This is a genomic window from Aquimarina rubra (genome assembly GCF_042684305.1).
Classification (GTDB): Bacteria; Bacteroidota; Bacteroidia; order Flavobacteriales; family Flavobacteriaceae; genus Aquimarina; species Aquimarina rubra.
On record NZ_JBHULE010000019.1, the window covers coordinates 1,448,767 to 1,466,161 of the forward strand.

Consider the following 17,395-nt stretch of genomic DNA (forward strand, 5'->3'; position numbering starts at 1 on the left):
ATTTATTGTTCTTTTATTAGCTTGTTTAAAATTTCCAATCCTTTTTCTGTGGCGATTCCTCTAATATGATATTCAAGATAATCCGTCATCAATTTTGAAACAGGAAAGACCTGTCTGGGAAACATTTCCTGATCTTTTATTCCAGACATTCCCATAAAATAGAGTCGTGATATAATCTCTACATCGATATTCTCCCGAAAAACGCCTTTTTTTATACCTCGCTCCAAATTTTCAATAACACATTCTTGCATCGCTTCAAATTGTTTCACCTTTAAGGTGTTATGTATCTTAGGGTAGTATTTCTGAAGCTGATATTGCGGAGATGTTTTCTCATCTTTGAGGTGATACATCACAAAAGCTTTGATCGCATATAATTCTTCAATAGGTTCTTTGTTTTCTTCTAAAATAGCATCTATGCCGTCACTAATTGTACAAAACAAATGATCAGTAGTAGCTTCTACTAATTTTGTTTTATTCTGAAAATGTGCATAAATAGTTTTTTTAGAAATCCCCATTTCTGAAGCAAGATCGTCCATAGTGACGCTTTTGAATCCGAGGTTCAAAAACATATCATTTGCCTTTTCAATAATTTTTTCCTTCATCTAAGGGTAATTTTATTTTGGCAAATATAGGACAGGAAACTTTTAAAACATTAAAAGTTTCCTAAGTTTCACAATTTTTTAACACTGACGTAATGCCCTGGTAAATAAGCAAGTGAAGCGTAAGTTTGTTTTTAGGGCATATCATTTGAAAAGATTCATTTATTTTAGCATAAAAAGTTGACAGTGCATACAATTTCTGATTATCAAGAATATTTTTTGGACTACCTATCAAAAAATACAATACAAAAAGAACCAAAGAATCTTTATGAACCTATTTCATACATTCTGAATCTTGGAGGGAAAAGGTTAAGACCTACACTGGTTTTGATGACTTCTGAAATTTTTGGTGGCTCTTATAAAAAGGCACTGGATGCAGCATTGGCTATTGAGGTTTTTCATAATTTCTCTTTAATTCATGATGATATTATGGATGATGCTCCAATAAGAAGAGGAAAAGAAACCGTTCATGAAAAGTGGGATATTAATACGGGCATTCTTTCTGGAGATGCCATGCTCATTAATGCGTACCAACTTTTCGAAAATTATGATGGAGATACGTTTAAGCAATTAGCTAAGTTGTTCACAAAAACAGCTATAGAAGTATGTGAAGGTCAACAATATGATATTGATTTTGAAACCAGGGATGATGTTACCATTCCTGAATATCTAAAAATGATCGAATACAAAACAGCAGTTTTGGTTGCAGCTGCTATGCAGATGGGAGCAATCATAGCAGATGCTTCAGAAACTTGTAAATCTGCAATTTATGATTTTGGTAGATTATTAGGATTGGCATTTCAGTTACAGGATGATTATTTAGATGCCTTTGGGGATCCGGAGACTTTTGGTAAACAGGTTGGTGGAGATATTATCGAAAATAAAAAGACCTTTCTGTATCTTATGGCAATTGAAGATGGGGATAGTAATGTAAGAAAGCAGCTAGAAGGGTTGTTTTCATTGAATCCTGAAAACCCATCAGAGAAAATACAAACTGTAAAAGCTATTTTTGAAGCTACCGGTGCCAGAGAGAAGACAAGATTAGAGATTGAAAAATATACCCGAAAAGCCTTTGAAGTATTAGATGTTTTATCTATTTCTGAAGACAAAAAGAAAGTTTTACAAGCTTTTGGAGAACAATTAATGAACAGAAGTGTCTAGCTATTTAAATATTGTATCCGTTGATCAATTGATGGAACAGGTTTCAGAATCTGATCTGTATCCTCAATTAATTACGCAACTTCAGAAAGATCTTAATCGTGCAGGAATCGATTATGAAGTAAACCAAAACGCAAATCCAAAAGAACTTTTCGTAGAAATAGAACAATTACTTTTAGAAAAATTAAATAACGCATTTAATGATTTTTTAAATTTATTATATGCTGTGGATGTATCCGAAAGAGATATCAAAAATTGCCAGTCTGACGAAAGCACGGTTATCGCAAAATATGCTACATTTCTGATCTTAAAAAGAGAATGGCAAAAAGTATGTTTTAGAAATACATTGTAAAGTCTGGTGAACCTATGAAACTATATTTCAGTGTTTTGTTTTTAGTATTTATGAATCTTAGTTTTAGTCAAGAAGGCTTTGACAAAACCAATAGCGCATATGAAACTTTATTAGAAAGAATTTCCAACAAGGATACTCTAATTAAAAATAGAACAAAATATTATAAATGTTCGGATGATTTGTCCGGAAGAATTGAGTTTTATTATCAAAACAATGAGTTAAGATTAATGACTCATATTTACAAACAGGGCTTTGGTAATGATACGTTTTTAGAAAATTACTATGTAGAGCGTGATACTTTGAAAATTAAATCCTCGATTTCTGAAGAAATGTATATGAATACGCTGTATAAAGAAAGTAGCCAGGGAGTATCTTCTACCAGCGTGGAGAAAGTTATTGAAGTTACAGAGCAAAGAATGTTCTTTAAAAATAATCTTACTAAGGTTTGCTTTGAAAGAAAACATGGCGAAAAACTTTCAGAGTGGGATCAGGACTATTTCAATACACTTACTTTTGAAAAAGGTGTTTGTATAGAAGATATGGAAGATGTACGCTATAAATACAGAATAATCAGAAAAGCTGAAAAGAAGCTACAAAGTTACTCCAACCGAAAACCTTCTTGCATTTTTCATATGTGGTAAATAGAATTGCTTATCTAGAAATCAGAAACTTGGGTGTTTGATTTTTTATTACTCTTTATTATTTTAATGGATTCGAATTTAAGATCGGTAGATCCTACAAAAGTTTTACCGTTTCTTACATTCATAAATTTCCAATGATAACCAGAATCGGTTAATGTTATTGGAGATATTGCAATAGAAGATATAGAAATACCAAGATGTTGTTCTATGATAGTATTAATTTTCCCTTGTACTTTTGGGTCGTTAACTTCACTTAATCCTTTTTCTTCTTTTTTAGTGTAATAAGGGTTGTTGGATGGATCAAATTTTGTGGCTACAGTCTTTTTGTTACTTGAACATGAAGACATGGCTATCCCTATCGATAGCATAAGAATATATTTTTTCATTGTATTTTGGGGTTTTAATCGTAAAAAATGATACTTAAAAATAAAGAAAAAACCGTAAATCCATAGTTATTCCCCTGTATATTAGATAACTGGTAGTTTCTTACGGATTAAAAACGCAATTTTAGGGATTATAGTATTATTTTTTTAGAAAAACACCCTAACAAAAGGAGCATATGCACTGGCATAAATACTTTTATCATCATCATATAATACGTCATATCTGAGACCTACACTTACAAATCCTATTCTATATCCAGCTCCGATGAATAGGGCAGGATACCAGTAATCATCATTAATATCTAGTCCTTCAATTTCAAATTTTCTACTTACCCCCATTTGCTCAAACTCTGCTGATAGTTGTAATGCGGGTAAAGGATTGTATAAAGTGATTATGCTAGCACCATAATTAGTAGCGGTAAAATTTCGCGCATCTGTATATCCAAAATTAAGCCCAAACCCCAAACTGAATTGATTATTGAAGTCGTATACAGCAGATGGAGCCAGGATTCCATTAAAAGTATCATCGGTAAATCCAATCCCAATATTCCCACCAATTCTAACGTGCGACCAAAAATTATCATCTTGAGAAAACCCCTGCTGATAGGAAAGAAAAATTGAGAAAACTAAGATCAGGAATTTGATTTTCTGAATAAGAAACACTTTCATTGTTAAATTTCTAAAAAAATGTTACAATAAATATATATAATTCGATACTCAATATACTGTAATTATTGTATTTTTGTGATGTTTTATAATAAAAAGACGGTTGAATACTTACATATGGATAAATATTCATTTTTGAATGCGGCTAATACCGCATTTTTTGCAGATTTATATGATCAATATTTGCAAAGCCCAGATAGTGTAGAACCTAGTTGGAGAGCTTTTTTTCAAGGATTTGATTTTGGATTAGAAAGTGCAGATGGCTCCGGGGAAACAATTTATATAGAAAAAGATTCAGAGGGTACTGCTGTCGCTGTTCCCGAAAATGTTCAAAAAGAATTTCAGGTAGTGCGTCTTATTGATGCTTACAGAACTCGTGGGCATTTATTCACCAAAACAAATCCGGTAAGAGAAAGAAGAAAGTATCATCCTTCTCTAGCATTGGAAAATTTTGGATTAAGCCAAGGAGATCTCAATACAGTATTTAATGCTGGAGAGATTATCGCGCTTGGGCCAGATACATTAAGTAATATCATTGTACATCTGGAACAAATTTATTGCGATGCTATCGGTATTGAGTATATGTATATTCGTAATCCTGAAGAAAGAGAATGGATACAGGAACGGGTAAACTTTAATACCAACAGAACCAAATTCTCTGCAGATCAGAAAAAACATATTCTTAAAAAACTCAATCAAGCAGTTTCTTTTGAAAGCTTTTTGCATACTAAATATGTAGGGCAAAAACGTTTCTCCCTTGAAGGAGGTGAATCATTAATTCCTGCGCTGGATGCTTTGGTAGAAAAAGCAGCAGATATGGGAGTTAAGGAATTTGTAATGGGGATGGCACATCGTGGTCGTCTTAGTACACTTACTAATATTTTTGGAAAAAGCCCAAAAGATATATTTAGTGAGTTTGATGGTAAAGATTATGAAGAGGCTGTATTTGATGGTGATGTAAAATATCATTTAGGATGGACTTCTAAAAGAAAAACAGATTCTGGCAAAGCTATCAATATGAATATAGCTCCTAATCCATCGCATTTAGAAACTGTTGGTGCAGTGGTTGAAGGAATTACGAGAGCAAAACAAGATAAATATTATAAAGAAAATATCTCACAAGTTTTACCAATTGTAGTTCACGGGGATGCCGCTATTGCAGGTCAAGGATTAGTATATGAAATTGTGCAAATGGCACAGTTGGATGGATATAAAACTGGCGGGACTATACATATTGTGGTGAATAACCAAATAGGGTTTACCACCAATTATTTGGATGCACGTTCATCTACTTATTGTACAGATGTTGGTAAAGTAACATTATCACCAGTACTTCACGTAAATGCGGATGATGCAGAAGCAGTAGTACATGCAACGAATTTCGCGCTAGATTTTAGAATGAATTTTGGGCGTGACGTATTTATAGATTTATTGGGATACAGAAAGTATGGTCATAATGAAGGAGATGAACCTCGTTTTACCCAACCTAAATTATATAAAGCCATCGCAAAGCATAAAAATCCTAGAGATATTTATGCTGAAAAGCTGATTTCTGAGGGAATCATTAATAAAGATCACGTAGCAGAGCTTGAAAAAGAATACAAATCCTCACTCGAAGAAGAGTTAGAAGATTCTCGCAAGCAGGAAAAAACTGTCATTACTCCTTTTATGCAAGACGAGTGGGCTGGTTTCACCAGAGTTCAGGAAGATGAGATGATGGCAGCGGTGGATACAACATATCCTAAAAAAGATCTTACTGAGATTGCAGAAGTAATTACCAAATTACCGACTGATAAAAAATTTCTTCGTAAAATAGAACGATTGATTGATCAAAGACATAAAATGTTCTTCGAAAAGGATCAGTTAGATTGGGCGATGGGAGAATTGCTGGCTTACGGATCATTACTTAAAGAGGGATATGATGTTAGAATGAGTGGTCAAGATGTTGAGAGAGGAACATTCTCTCACAGACATGCGGTTGTAAAGGTTGAAGATAGTGAAGAAGAAGTATTATTACTTAATAACCTGAAAGGCGATCAGGGTGATTTTTATATTTATAATTCCTTGCTTTCAGAATATGGTGTTGTAGGTTTTGATTACGGGTATGCAATGGCCAGCCCAAAAACCTTGGCTATTTGGGAAGCTCAATTTGGAGACTTCAGTAATGGAGCTCAAATTATGATTGACCAATACATTTCTTCTGCAGAGGATAAGTGGAAACTCCAGAATGGTTTGGTAATGTTATTACCACATGGATACGAAGGTCAGGGGGCAGAGCACTCTTCTGCCAGAATGGAGCGTTATCTTCAGCTATGTGCTAAAGATAATATGTTTGTTGCCGATGTGACAACACCAGCAAATATGTTTCATTTATTGAGAAGGCAAATGAAAGCGGATTATCGTAAACCTTTAATCATTTTTACACCAAAAAGTTTATTGCGTCATCCTAAAGTAGTTTCTTCAGTAGAAGAATTTGCTAATGGTGGTTTTCAGACGGTTATTGATGATCCTGATGCGAAAACAAAAGATACCAAAACATTAGTGTTTTGTACAGGTAAGTTCTATTACGATCTGTTAGAAGAAAAGGAAAGATTAGAGAGAAAAGATGTTGCTTTGGTGAGAGTAGAGCAATTGTTTCCGCTTCCCGTAAAAGAAATGGATTCAATTATCAAAAAGTATAAGGCAACCGATATGGTTTGGGCGCAAGAAGAACCTCGTAATATGGGAGCGTTAAGTCATATTTTGATGCATTATGATGATGCGAGTTCTTTTAGATTTGCAAGTAGAAGACCTTATGGAGCTCCAGCTGCCGGTAGTGCTACAAGATCTAAAAGAAGGCATCAGGAAGTGATTGATTATGTTTTTGACAAAACAAAAGAGAATCAAAGAAGAAAAAAGAAATAAAACGATAAAGTAACTATAAATAGGAATATTTTCGCGAGAGCGATATAAAGTATAAACTTAGAATTATGGCTTTAGAAATGAAAGTCCCTTCTCCGGGAGAATCTATTACAGAAGTAGAAATTGCTCAATGGCTTGTAGAAGATGGTGATTATGTAGAAAAAGATCAAGCAATTGCCGAGGTTGATAGTGATAAAGCAACATTAGAACTTCCGGCAGAGGCAAGTGGTATTATAACGCTAAAAGCGGAAGAAGGTGATGCCGTAGCTGTGGGAGAAGTTGTATGTCTTATTGATACAGATGCTGCTAAACCAGATGGTAGTACTTCTGAAACTGCAGAAACTCCTAAAGCAGAGGAAAAGAAGGAAGAAGCTCCTGTTTCTGTTAAATCAGAAACACCAGCTCCAGCTAAAACAGAAACATATGCTACGGGAACTGCTTCTCCAGCTGCTAAGAAAGTTTTAGCAGAAAAAGGGATAGATGCTTCTCAGGTAAAAGGAACAGGACGTGATGGTCGAATTACAAAAGCCGATGCTATAGATGCAAAACCATCTATGGGAACTCCCGGGACCGCAAGCAGAGGAGAATCTCGCAAAAAATTATCTATGTTACGTCGTAAAGTAGCCGAGAGATTAGTTTCTGTAAAAAATGAAACGGCTATGTTAACCACGTTTAATGAGGTGGATATGCAACCGATTTTTGACTTAAGAAAGGAATACAAAGAGACATTCAAAAGTAAGCACGGAGTAAGTCTTGGATTTATGTCTTTCTTCACATTGGCTTGTGTACGAGCTTTGAAAATGTATCCTGCAGTAAACTCAATGATTGATGGTAAAGAGATGATTTCTTACGATTTTCAGGATATCAGTATTGCCGTTTCCGGACCAAAAGGATTGATGGTTCCTGTGATCAGAAATGCTGAAAACTTAAGCTTTAGAGGAGTTGAGTCTGAAGTAAAAAGATTGGCAATCAGAGCTCGTGAAGGACAAATAACTGTAGATGAAATGACAGGAGGAACTTTTACCATAACCAATGGTGGAGTTTTTGGTAGTATGTTATCAACTCCGATCATAAACCCTCCACAGAGTGCTATTTTAGGAATGCATAATATAGTAGAAAGGCCGATCGTAAGAGATGGTCAAATAGTAGTAGCTCCTATCATGTACGTAGCTCTATCTTATGATCATAGAATTATCGACGGTAAGGAATCTGTTGGATTCTTGGTGGCTGTTAAAGAAGCACTAGAAAATCCGGAAGAATTATTAATGGATAATAATGTAAATAAAGCACTGGAGCTTTAATTAGGTTCTATTCTAAAATATAAAAGCCACTAAAAATTAATTTAGTGGCTTTTTGTTTGAATTAAAAACAGCTAAAATTGTTTTACTGCTTAACAATTTTGGTTGTATCACTTTGACCATTGGTTGTAACTTTTACCATATAAAGTCCTGGAGTCAAATTACCAATATCTATACTGGATTCTGTGGTGTCTAATTGTTTAGATAAGATCTTTTTTCCTTGAATAGAATAAATGTCTATAGTTGAAGATGAACCCGAAACCGCGAACTTAATATTTAAGATTTGATTTGTAGGATTAGGAAAAACCTTAAAAGCTTTTGGTGTTTCTTCAAAAGTATCAACTGATAAGGTAAGCGCTTCTTTTTGATAGAAGTCTAAAGCGTGCATCGCATACACCAAAGGAGCATTCCAGTTAATGGTAATCTCATTTGTAGAATACGAGCACCAATGGTCTACATATTTTGAAGCTGGTTGATTAGATGGAAAACTAACTCCAGAACCGGAACAATCGCCTGTATCGGGGTTGTTTTCGTTTTGCGGTCCACCTACAATCATACCTGGGATAGGAGCAGAAATACCATCTGCATCAGATATCCTGTGATGTGGTTCGAAAACTTGTGTGTCACCAAAACCGGTAACGTAAGAGTATCCGGTTCCGTTTCTACCGAAGATATAATCCATAGCTGTATATGCCGCTTCCAGATAGGACTCATCATCTGTGAGTTCATACGCTCTTATCAACAAAATCAATTGGTTTCCAACCGCTCCATTACTTCCCCAGGAATAGTCGTTACCTTCCATGGTGATTTTCATAGCAGAAGAATTAACACGATCTCGTAATTGGCTAGCAGTACCTATCAAAGTATTATTAGCTTGAGTTACATTAATAGAGCTCGCTAAACTTGCATTATGATGAGCAATCGAAATGAGTGCCAAAGGATCACTATATGGCCAACTTGGAGTTCCACCGCCAATAGAACTTACATCTATATCATTTTGATAAGTTGCTTCTCCGGTAGTGATAAATAACTCAACAGCTGCCCATTGAAATTCGTCAGTTACATTAGTATCTCCGTATTCTCCTGTAGAGATATCAGAAACTGGTGTTCCGCTGCCTTGTCTGTAATAAATAGCAGGATTGGCTTTTGCCCAAGCATAAGCATCTTTTCCAGCTTGCTCTAACTGTGCACTAAATCCAGGTCTTACACTTTCGTAATCAGAAAATATTCTTGATGCTACTGCAGTTACTGCGGCAAAATTTAAAGCAGCAGCGGTAGATTTCTGAACAACAAACCTTTCTAAGTTATAAGAAGCCGGCATAACTCTCCCCGAAAAGTTTTTTGCTGTTAACTTGTGATAAACACCACCATCGTTAGGATCTTGCATATCTAGCATCCAATCTAAGTTCCATAAAACTTCATCTAAAATATCTGGAAGATTTCCACCTTGTTCAGGAATGTTATATTGTAAGCTTTCCCATTCTGTTTTATAGTGTTCAAAAGCTGCTAAAAGGGTGTACGTACTAATTCCACTGTTTACAACATATTTGTTGTAGTCTCCTGCATCATACCAACCTTTTGGAGCAGAGATGACTGTTCCCTCGGGTCTTGCTGATGTAGCTGCAGACGAATGTACTGTAACAACATTGTCCGGAGTCCCAGCAGGTCTTGCATATACACCTGCGTGCGTGGATTCTAGTGCGGTGGAAGAACGATTATAATAATAATATTTAAAAGCTTCTTCTCTAAGTTCGGCATATCCGTCTGTACCTACTTTAAAAGTAATCTCTTCTTGATCGATTTGAAAACGGTATGTTCCTTCTGTTTCAATTTCCGAAATATCAACGTTTGCAATATGTTCTCCAGAATCACTCCATAAAGACGATGCTCCTGTAGTTCCTTCTAACACAACATTATCAGAATTATCTAGGATAGTAAATGCCTGGTTACTAAAACTCCCATTTGCCGCAACACTAATGGTTTTATTTCTTCCGATTAAATATCCTAATTGGTTATAACGAACATCAAATGTAGATGGAGGTGGTGGTGTCTCCAAAGGTTCTCCAAAAGAAATCCAATCTATAGTAATTGTACCATTGTATTGACCTGCGTTAGTACCCGGATTCACAAAAAATTGTATGAACCGAATTTTTGAAGGATCTACAGGGCAAGGTGCGGTAGCCTGTGTACAATCAGAACCTCCATATCCCCCGTCTTGTAAACTGCTGGAATAATTGAATTCATAAATAGTTAACGAATTGTCGATTCTTGAAGATTGGGCATTGAAATTTGTCACAAAACCATCTTCATCTTGGATATCAATCCTTAAATTAGGATTAGAAGTTCCGGAAACCTTAATAAATAATGTCTCGCTACCAGAGATATCAACGGATGTTTCTGTTCCTGAGTTATGCAAGGTGTATACGATCGGATCAAAATCTCCGGCGGTACCATTACCTTCGATAACTAAATTCCCTCCGGACAAGGAAGATGTGTAAGAACTAGATGATTCTACATTTAATACGCTGTCATCAAAATTATCACTATAGATAATTTGCCCGTTGACTAACGGAATAATAAATAACAAAAAGGTAGTAGTGAATAAAATTCTCTTTTTCATTGGGACAATAATTTAAGTTTTAAATTTTTTGTTGAGTTTAAATATTTAGTTGATTATTTCGTCGCGAAAATTAGACTATTAACAAATCATTGGAAAAGTAAAGTTTGAAAAATGACGAAAAATTGGATTTAATTTTAAGTAAATTTTTTTTAGTATTTCGTTTTCCTTTTTTTAAAATAATTTCTGTTTAACCTTCTATATAGTACATCAATTAAATTAGGTTTAGTATTTCTGCTAAGGGAGTAAAGTTAAAAAAGAAGAATAGTATGGTGTCAACGTTGATATCTTAACATTTTATGTACATAGAGTTTTTTAATAAAGAAGATTATCAAAATTACTGTATTAGCTGATTTCTTTGGGTTTTCTAAAAAAATATCAGAGATATAAAATGTCTAAATTAAAGATATTTTATATAAAGGATAAGAGGTAAATGATAACAAAAGACTGTGATAAGCACCCCAAGTTTATTTGAAATATGTTGATTATAAAACCATTTCGGCATAAGGGATTATCGTATGGTACCCTTTATTTTCGAAATATTTCATATCAGATATTGATCCCGTAGCTAATACAAAATCACCACCCCATCCACCTAAACTTTTAATACTGCCTGAATAATCCGGAAATAACCTGGATTTTACTGTGGGTGTTTTAATAATTTTAGAAATTACTTCTTCGTGCTGATCAATGAGTTCACAGAATTCTGCCAATGAAGAACAATTTAATACCGCATCGGTTATTTTGCCTATTGTTTCTGAAGCTTTATCAAAATCCTTAAGTGGTAATGATTGATAATGCTTTATAGATTGTTTGCTATCTTGTTTTTGATTTAGATACACAAAAAAGAGTTGATCTTTAAAAACAGGATTGAAATGTGCTTCTTTAATAATAGGTTTCTCTTCTTTTCGGGTATAAAGTATAGGAGTTTTATGTTGAGCACTTGCAATATCATAACCACTTCCTCCAAAACTTTTCTTGAGCAGCACAAAAGCATCCACTTCTGCCCATTGCGCAATGTTGTTGATAAGGGTAGAGGAGGAGCCTAAACCCCATGTACGATCAAATTCTAATCGGGTCTCTATAGCATATCCTTTTTCGGTAGAAAGAAATTCATGATTTAACTCTTGAGCAACTTGTAATATTTCCAAAAGCGTTTCTGTGATCCCTAATCCTTCTTCATCTGTTAGGATTGATGTTTCGGCCGTATCATTGCTTGCAGAAGCCGCTAAAGGAAGTTTAATTTTGGTTTCAAACCAACAGTTACCTTCCTTATCAAGACTTTTCCAATTAATGGTATTGGAATCATTTTCTTCAACAAATAACCACTGCCCCTTTTTTGTGGGTAATGCCAACGCTTTAATACCATCAAGAACGAGATATTCTGAAGTAAGAAGAAGTTTACCGTGGCTGTAAAAAGATTTTTTCATCAACTTGTTAACGTCTCAGTTTTTCGATTTGTTGCACAACTTCACTATGCGTTACGGTATTGGTCTTAAAATAGTCCACTAATTGCTCTTTTTCTTCATTGGTAGCCTGAAACTGATTAAGGATATTCATCAGGTGCATTTTCATATGTCCTTGCTGGATTCCTGTGGTAATAAGCGAGTTAATGGCACCAAAATTCTGCGCAAGACCTGCTACTGCGGTAATCTCCATAAGTTTTTTTGCATTCGGATTTCCCAAAAGATGTAAAGCAAGTTTCACCAAAGGGTGAAGTGAAGTTAGTCCTCCAACGGTTCCAAGTGCTAGAGGTATTTGAATTGAGAAATGAAAAATATCATCTTCAATTTTGGCATCTGTTAGGCTGGTATATTTCCCATCTTTGGAAGCATATGCATGTGCTCCGGCTTCTATAGCTCTAAAATCATTTCCAGTCGCTAACACAACTGCATCGATACCATTCATGATGCCTTTATTATGTGTTACAGCACGATAAGGCTCTACTTTTGCAATTTGCACTGCTCTCACAAATTTCTCTGCGTATTGAAGAGAAGATAGTTCTCCTACTTTAGGTAAATCATTTACAGGACAAGAAACGTATGCTCTAACCAGGCATTCCGGAACGTAATTAGAGAGAATGCTCATAATAATTTCTATGTTCTTCTCCGCTTCAGAAAAGTCATTATAGTTAGAAGCTGCTTTGGTTAAAAAATCTGCAAATTGCTCTAAACAAGAATTGATAAAATTTGCTCCCATGGCATCAGCAGTTCCAAATGTACAGTGCAGCTGGTAGTAATTTTCAATTTCCGAAGATTTATCCCGAAGTTCTATATCGACGATACCACCACCGCGTTTCTCCATATTTTTAGTGATATGAGAAGTAGATGCAATTAGTTCTGATTTAATACTATGGAAAAATGTTTTTAATTTTTCGGTATCTCCTGTATACGTAAAATGTACTTGCCCAACTTTAACGGTCGATAGTACTTCTGCTTTAAATCCGCCTCTATTTTGCCAGAATTTAGCAGCCTTACTGGCAGCAGCCACCACAGAACTCTCTTCTATTGCCATTGGGATCGTATATCGTTCACCATTAATCAGGAAATTAGGAGCTACAGAAAAAGGTAAATAATAGTTAGAAATAGTGTTTTCTGTAAATTCATCGTGCAATTGCTGAAGCTTATCATCAGAGTTCCAATAGGTTTTTAGGATATCAACCGTATTTTGATCATTGTTAAAATGATGCTCTACTAACCATTTAATTTTATCAGATTTAGAAAGCTTAGAAAAGCCGGAAACCACTGGACTCATATTATTTTTTTACTATCAAGGTTCAAAGATACTATTCTGTTTGGTATCAAACGATTTTTGATAATTCTTAAAATACTTTTTACGGTTTTTAGGCAAGAAATCATTTAATAAATTAAGATAGTTTGGTTGATGATATGCTAATAAATATCGCTTTCTCGTATTCCTTTTTATTGTATTTAACGTCAATTGTTGTATTTTTCACGGATTTTTTAGTATTCTTGGCGTTAACAAATTTTATAAAAGTAAAATATGAGAATTACCAGATTGTTTTTTGGAATAACATTATTTATAAGCTTTCTCACCGTAGCTCAGGACAAAGCTTTTACTCTGGAAGAAATATGGGGAGGGGCATTTAGTACAGAAAGGTTACAATCTTTACACTCTATGAATAATGGTAAGGAGTATTCTGTTTTAGAAAGAGACAATACTAATGGAGATACATCCATTGAAGTCTATGACTATGCAACTGGAGAAAAAGCAAATACATTAATAAAATCATCGAATATAGAAGACCTTAAGCATATTCAGGGATATGAATTTAGTAAAGATGAAAAAAGAGTATTACTTGCCAGTGAATTAGAACAAATCTATCGCCGTTCTTCGCGAGGGATTTACCATATTTTTGATGTTCCTTCTAACAGTAGTTTTAAGATTAGTGACAAAAAAATACAATCGCCGGCTTTATCACCTGATGGAAGCAAACTGGCTTATGTGATGGATAACAATATTTTTGTGTTGAACTTTGTTACCGGAGAAGAAATTCAGCTCACCGATGATGGAAAGAAAAACGAAATCATTAATGGGATCACAGATTGGGTTTATGAAGAAGAATTTGCCTTTGTTAGAGCCTTTGATTGGAGTGCAGATAGCAATAAGGTAGCATTTATAAGATTTGATGAAAAGGAGGTTCCCGAATTTTCTATGGATGTCTATGGTGCTGAGTTATATCAAAAACAAGATGTGTTTAAATATCCCAAAGCCGGAGAAAAAAACGCAAAGGTTTCATTGTATATTGCCGATTTAGGAAGTATGTCTTTAGATAAAATCAATCTTGGTGATTATAAGGATTTCTATATTCCAAGAATAAAATGGTCTGCTAATCCAGATATTTTGAGTGTTCAAGTGTTGAACAGACATCAAAATAATCTGGATTTAATTTTTGTAGATGCTAAAACAAAAACACCTAAGATCGTTCTTAATGAAAAAGACGAAGCTTATATCGATATCACGGATAACCTTACTTTTTTAGAAGATAATAGTTTTATTTGGACGAGCGAAAAAGATGGATACAATCACATTTATCATTATAAAGAAACGGGAGAGCTAATTAACCAGATAACTACTGGTCCCTGGGAAGTAACGGATTACTATGGGTATGACTCTAAAAATAAAACGATCTTTTATCAAAGCGTTGAGAATAAAAATATCAATAGAGATATTTATTCAATTGGTTTAGATGGAAAAAACAAAAAAAGATTAAGTACGAAAGATGGAACCAATGATGCAGACTTTAGTGCGGATTTCAGTCAATATATCAACTATTTCTCAAGTGCATCTACTCCTTTTGAGTTTACTTTAAATAATGCTGCGAATGGAGAAGTAATTCGTGAGATTAAAAACAATCAAGAGTTAAAAGATAAGCTTGTACAGTATGATTTGAGGCCAAAAGAATTTTCGACTATAGATGTCAATGGTGAAACATTAAATATGTGGACGATCAAGCCAAAGGATTTTGACCCTGCTAAGAAGTATCCACTATTTATGTATCAATATTCCGGCCCGGGATCTCAGCAAGTTAAAAATTCCTGGAACAGAAGTAACGATTATTGGTATATGATGTTGGCACAGCAAGGATACATTGTTGTTTGTATAGATGGAAGAGGTACTGGTTTTAAAGGAGCAAAGTTTAAGAAAGTTACGCAGAATGATTTAGGGAATCTAGAAGTTCAGGATCAGATAGCAGCTGCAAAACAATTGGGGGCATTAGACTATATTGATGCGTCCAGAATTGGAATATGGGGATGGAGTTACGGAGGTTTTATGTCTAGCAACTGCTTATTTAAGGCTCCGGATACTTTTAAAATGGCTATCGCGGTAGCTCCGGTGACAAGTTGGAGGTTTTATGATACGATCTATACGGAACGATATTTGATGACTCCACAGGAAAATGCAAAAGGATATGATGACAATTCACCAATCAATTTTGTAGATGGATTAAAAGGTAAATTCTTATTAGTACATGGTAGTGCCGATGATAATGTACACGTGCAAAATACGATGCGTTTGATCGAAGCATTAGTACAGAAAAATAAACAATTTGATTGGGCAATTTATCCAGATAAGAATCACGGTATTTATGGTGGTAACACCCGATTACATCTGTATAATAAGATGACTAATTTTATTAAAGCGAACTTATAATAACTAAACAACTCATTTAATTAAACTAACATAATGGCAAATACAGTTAAAGCAGCTCATCAAAAGGAGCTTTTTGGACATCCTATTGGATTATATATCCTTTTTCTAACAGAAATGTGGGAGCGTTTTTCGTATTACGGAATGCGCGGAATATTGGTTTTATATCTAACAGCAAAAACAGTTGGAGATAATCCTGGTTTAGGATGGTTGGATGTAGAAGCTTTGTCGTTGTATGGATGGTATACGATGTTAGTTTATGTGGCTTCCATTCCTGGGGGAATAATAGCGGATAAGATTTTAGGTCAAAAACGTTCTGTGATGATTGGTGGTCTTTTATTGGTTGCTGGTCATGGAATTCTTTCTATTGAAGAAATGTGGGCATTTTATACCGGGCTTGCGCTTATTATTTCAGGGGTAGGTTTGTTAAAGCCAAATATTTCAACTCTGGTTGGAGGTTTATATCAACCTGGAGATGAGAGAAGAGATAAAGGTTTTTCAATTTTTTATATTGGGATAAATGTGGGAGCTGCATTGGCAAGTTTAGTTGTTGCTGTGGTGGCAAATGAATACGGATGGCATGCAGGTTTTGGTTTAGCTGCAATTGGTATGGTACTAGGTCAGATAGTTTATATGTCCGGACAAAAATATTTAGTTCATGTTGGTAACAAGCCGGAAAAAGTTGAGGTAGATGATGATAACGTTTCGATAGGTAAAATTTTCCAGACTCTTTTTACATCTACAACTCCATTAATTACTACCGTTGGGTTGGCAATTTCCTCATCAGCAATTGCTTATTTCTTCATTGAGAAACAGAAAATCGCATATATTATTTTCTTTTTGTTTTTATCATTAGTCGTTGGAATGATGGTTACAATTTACGGAGATCTAAAATCCAAAGTAGAAAAAGACAGATATATTGTATTATTATTATCTTTTATTATTGTTATTGTTTTTTGGGGAGCTTTTGAGCAAGCAGGTGGATTAATGAACTTGTATGCAGAAAACAGGACTGGAAGAATGATTATGGGATACGAAATACCGGCAGCAGTATTTCAATTTTTTAACCCATTTTACATTATATTATTTGCCGTTCCCATAGCTAATTTTTGGCTTTGGTGGAAACACAGAAATAAGGAATCGTCTTCTATATTTAAAATGGCCACTGGGGTTATTATTATGGGACTCGGATTCGTGTTCATGGTATTTGCGTCAATGCAATATGAAGAATTAGGAAAATCTGCTATGTATTGGTTGGTGTTAGCCTACTTATTTCATACTATCGGAGAACTTTGTGCGTCTCCAGTCGCATTATCTTTTATTACTAAGTTGGCTCCAGTAAGATATGGAGCTTTGATGATGGGAGTTTATTTTGCGGCTACTGGATTAGGAAACAAAGTAGCAGGGCTAATCGGTGAATCGGCATCGGAAGCAGGGGAGTTAACCATATTCGCAGGAATAACCATATTTTGTGTGATATTTGGATTGTTGGTTATTTTGTTAATAAAACCATTGAAAAGATTAACACACAAAGCGGAGGATTTAAAAGCAGATACAAAAGATGAAGAAGCCGAAGGCTTCGAATTAGCAGACAACTAAAATTCTATC

Annotated in this window: 13 protein-coding genes; 7 read left to right on the forward strand and 6 right to left on the reverse strand. The window is 34.8% G+C overall.

Annotation, left to right across the window (positions count from 1 at the left end; translation table 11 throughout):
* Positions 1 to 2: 2 nt before the first annotated feature.
* Entirely contained in the window at positions 3 to 602 is a 600-nt protein-coding gene (locus ACFSR1_RS14850) for a TetR/AcrR family transcriptional regulator (protein ID WP_378293807.1), read from the reverse strand.
* A 183-nt stretch (positions 603 to 785) separates the two neighbouring features.
* Between ACFSR1_RS14850 and ACFSR1_RS14855 the strand changes: the two genes are divergently transcribed.
* Genes ACFSR1_RS14855 through ACFSR1_RS14865 form a run of 3 tightly spaced genes read left to right on the forward strand, consistent with a single transcriptional unit; the run spans position 786 to position 2,750 of the window.
* Positions 786 to 1,760 (forward strand): polyprenyl synthetase family protein, encoded by a 975-nt coding sequence (locus ACFSR1_RS14855; RefSeq protein WP_378293809.1) that lies wholly within the window; start codon positions 786 to 788, stop codon positions 1,758 to 1,760.
* Entirely contained in the window at positions 1,753 to 2,109 is a 357-nt protein-coding gene (locus ACFSR1_RS14860) for a hypothetical protein (protein WP_378293810.1), read from the forward strand. Before ACFSR1_RS14855 ends, ACFSR1_RS14860 begins: the two co-directional genes overlap by 8 nt.
* 14 nt (positions 2,110 to 2,123) lie before the next feature.
* Positions 2,124 to 2,750: a hypothetical protein gene (locus tag ACFSR1_RS14865; RefSeq protein ID WP_378293811.1), complete on the forward strand. Its 627-nt coding sequence runs from the start codon at positions 2,124 to 2,126 to the stop codon at positions 2,748 to 2,750.
* Positions 2,751 to 2,764: 14 nt separating this feature from the next.
* Here the strand turns inward: ACFSR1_RS14865 and ACFSR1_RS14870 are convergent, their stop codons facing one another.
* Positions 2,765 to 3,136 carry a hypothetical protein gene (locus ACFSR1_RS14870; RefSeq protein ID WP_378293812.1) on the reverse strand — a complete coding sequence of 124 codons (372 nt, stop codon included), beginning with the start codon at positions 3,134 to 3,136 and terminating at the stop codon, positions 2,765 to 2,767.
* Between the two features lie 144 nt (positions 3,137 to 3,280).
* Positions 3,281 to 3,802 carry an alpha-ketoglutarate decarboxylase gene (locus ACFSR1_RS14875; protein ID WP_378293813.1) on the reverse strand — a complete coding sequence of 174 codons (522 nt, stop codon included), beginning with the start codon at positions 3,800 to 3,802 and terminating at the stop codon, positions 3,281 to 3,283.
* 114 nt (positions 3,803 to 3,916) lie between these two features.
* Between ACFSR1_RS14875 and ACFSR1_RS14880 the strand changes: the two genes are divergently transcribed.
* Both ACFSR1_RS14880 and odhB read left to right on the forward strand, forming a co-directional pair.
* Positions 3,917 to 6,703, forward strand: coding sequence for a 2-oxoglutarate dehydrogenase E1 component (locus tag ACFSR1_RS14880; protein WP_378293814.1), 2,787 nt, complete (start codon positions 3,917 to 3,919; stop codon positions 6,701 to 6,703).
* A 65-nt stretch (positions 6,704 to 6,768) separates the two neighbouring features.
* Entirely contained in the window at positions 6,769 to 8,001 is a 1,233-nt protein-coding gene (odhB, locus tag ACFSR1_RS14885; protein ID WP_378293815.1) for a 2-oxoglutarate dehydrogenase complex dihydrolipoyllysine-residue succinyltransferase, read from the forward strand.
* An 82-nt stretch (positions 8,002 to 8,083) separates the two neighbouring features.
* On the opposite strand, the gene ACFSR1_RS14890 is transcribed toward odhB, so the two are convergent.
* The 3 genes from ACFSR1_RS14890 to ACFSR1_RS14900 all read right to left on the reverse strand — a co-directional run bounded on the left by ACFSR1_RS14890 (position 8,084) and on the right by ACFSR1_RS14900 (position 13,369).
* Positions 8,084 to 10,618 carry a glycoside hydrolase family 9 protein gene (locus tag ACFSR1_RS14890; protein WP_378293816.1) on the reverse strand — a complete coding sequence of 845 codons (2,535 nt, stop codon included), beginning with the start codon at positions 10,616 to 10,618 and terminating at the stop codon, positions 8,084 to 8,086.
* Positions 10,619 to 11,100: 482 nt separating this feature from the next.
* Positions 11,101 to 12,045 carry a GYDIA family GHMP kinase gene (locus ACFSR1_RS14895; protein ID WP_378293817.1) on the reverse strand — a complete coding sequence of 315 codons (945 nt, stop codon included), beginning with the start codon at positions 12,043 to 12,045 and terminating at the stop codon, positions 11,101 to 11,103.
* 7 nt (positions 12,046 to 12,052) lie between these two features.
* The gene (locus ACFSR1_RS14900; RefSeq protein ID WP_378293818.1) at positions 12,053 to 13,369 is read right to left on the reverse strand and encodes a hydroxymethylglutaryl-CoA reductase, degradative; all 1,317 of its coding nucleotides are present in this window, start codon (positions 13,367 to 13,369) and stop codon (positions 12,053 to 12,055) included.
* A gap of 249 nt (positions 13,370 to 13,618) precedes the next feature.
* Between ACFSR1_RS14900 and ACFSR1_RS14905 the strand changes: the two genes are divergently transcribed.
* Positions 13,619 to 15,790: a S9 family peptidase gene (locus ACFSR1_RS14905; protein ID WP_378293819.1), complete on the forward strand. Its 2,172-nt coding sequence runs from the start codon at positions 13,619 to 13,621 to the stop codon at positions 15,788 to 15,790.
* Between the two features lie 33 nt (positions 15,791 to 15,823).
* A complete protein-coding gene (locus ACFSR1_RS14910; RefSeq protein ID WP_378293820.1) occupies positions 15,824 to 17,386 on the forward strand; it encodes a peptide MFS transporter in 1,563 nt (520 codons plus the stop codon).
* Positions 17,387 to 17,395: the final 9 nt, after the last annotated feature.

Coding starts and splice junctions, on each gene's coding strand:
- ACFSR1_RS14850 (WP_378293807.1), bottom strand. CDS start 602: ATGAAGGAAAAAATTATTGAAAAGGCAAATGATATGTTTTTGAACCTC.
- ACFSR1_RS14865 (WP_378293811.1), top strand. CDS start 2,124: ATGAAACTATATTTCAGTGTTTTGTTTTTAGTATTTATGAATCTTAGT.
- ACFSR1_RS14870 (WP_378293812.1), bottom strand. CDS start 3,136: ATGAAAAAATATATTCTTATGCTATCGATAGGGATAGCCATGTCTTCA.
- ACFSR1_RS14875 (WP_378293813.1), bottom strand. CDS start 3,802: ATGAAAGTGTTTCTTATTCAGAAAATCAAATTCCTGATCTTAGTTTTC.
- ACFSR1_RS14880 (WP_378293814.1), top strand. CDS start 3,917: ATGGATAAATATTCATTTTTGAATGCGGCTAATACCGCATTTTTTGCA.
- odhB (WP_378293815.1), top strand. CDS start 6,769: ATGGCTTTAGAAATGAAAGTCCCTTCTCCGGGAGAATCTATTACAGAA.
- ACFSR1_RS14890 (WP_378293816.1), bottom strand. CDS start 10,618: ATGAAAAAGAGAATTTTATTCACTACTACCTTTTTGTTATTTATTATT.
- ACFSR1_RS14895 (WP_378293817.1), bottom strand. CDS start 12,045: ATGAAAAAATCTTTTTACAGCCACGGTAAACTTCTTCTTACTTCAGAA.
- ACFSR1_RS14900 (WP_378293818.1), bottom strand. CDS start 13,369: ATGAGTCCAGTGGTTTCCGGCTTTTCTAAGCTTTCTAAATCTGATAAA.
- ACFSR1_RS14905 (WP_378293819.1), top strand. CDS start 13,619: ATGAGAATTACCAGATTGTTTTTTGGAATAACATTATTTATAAGCTTT.
- ACFSR1_RS14910 (WP_378293820.1), top strand. CDS start 15,824: ATGGCAAATACAGTTAAAGCAGCTCATCAAAAGGAGCTTTTTGGACAT.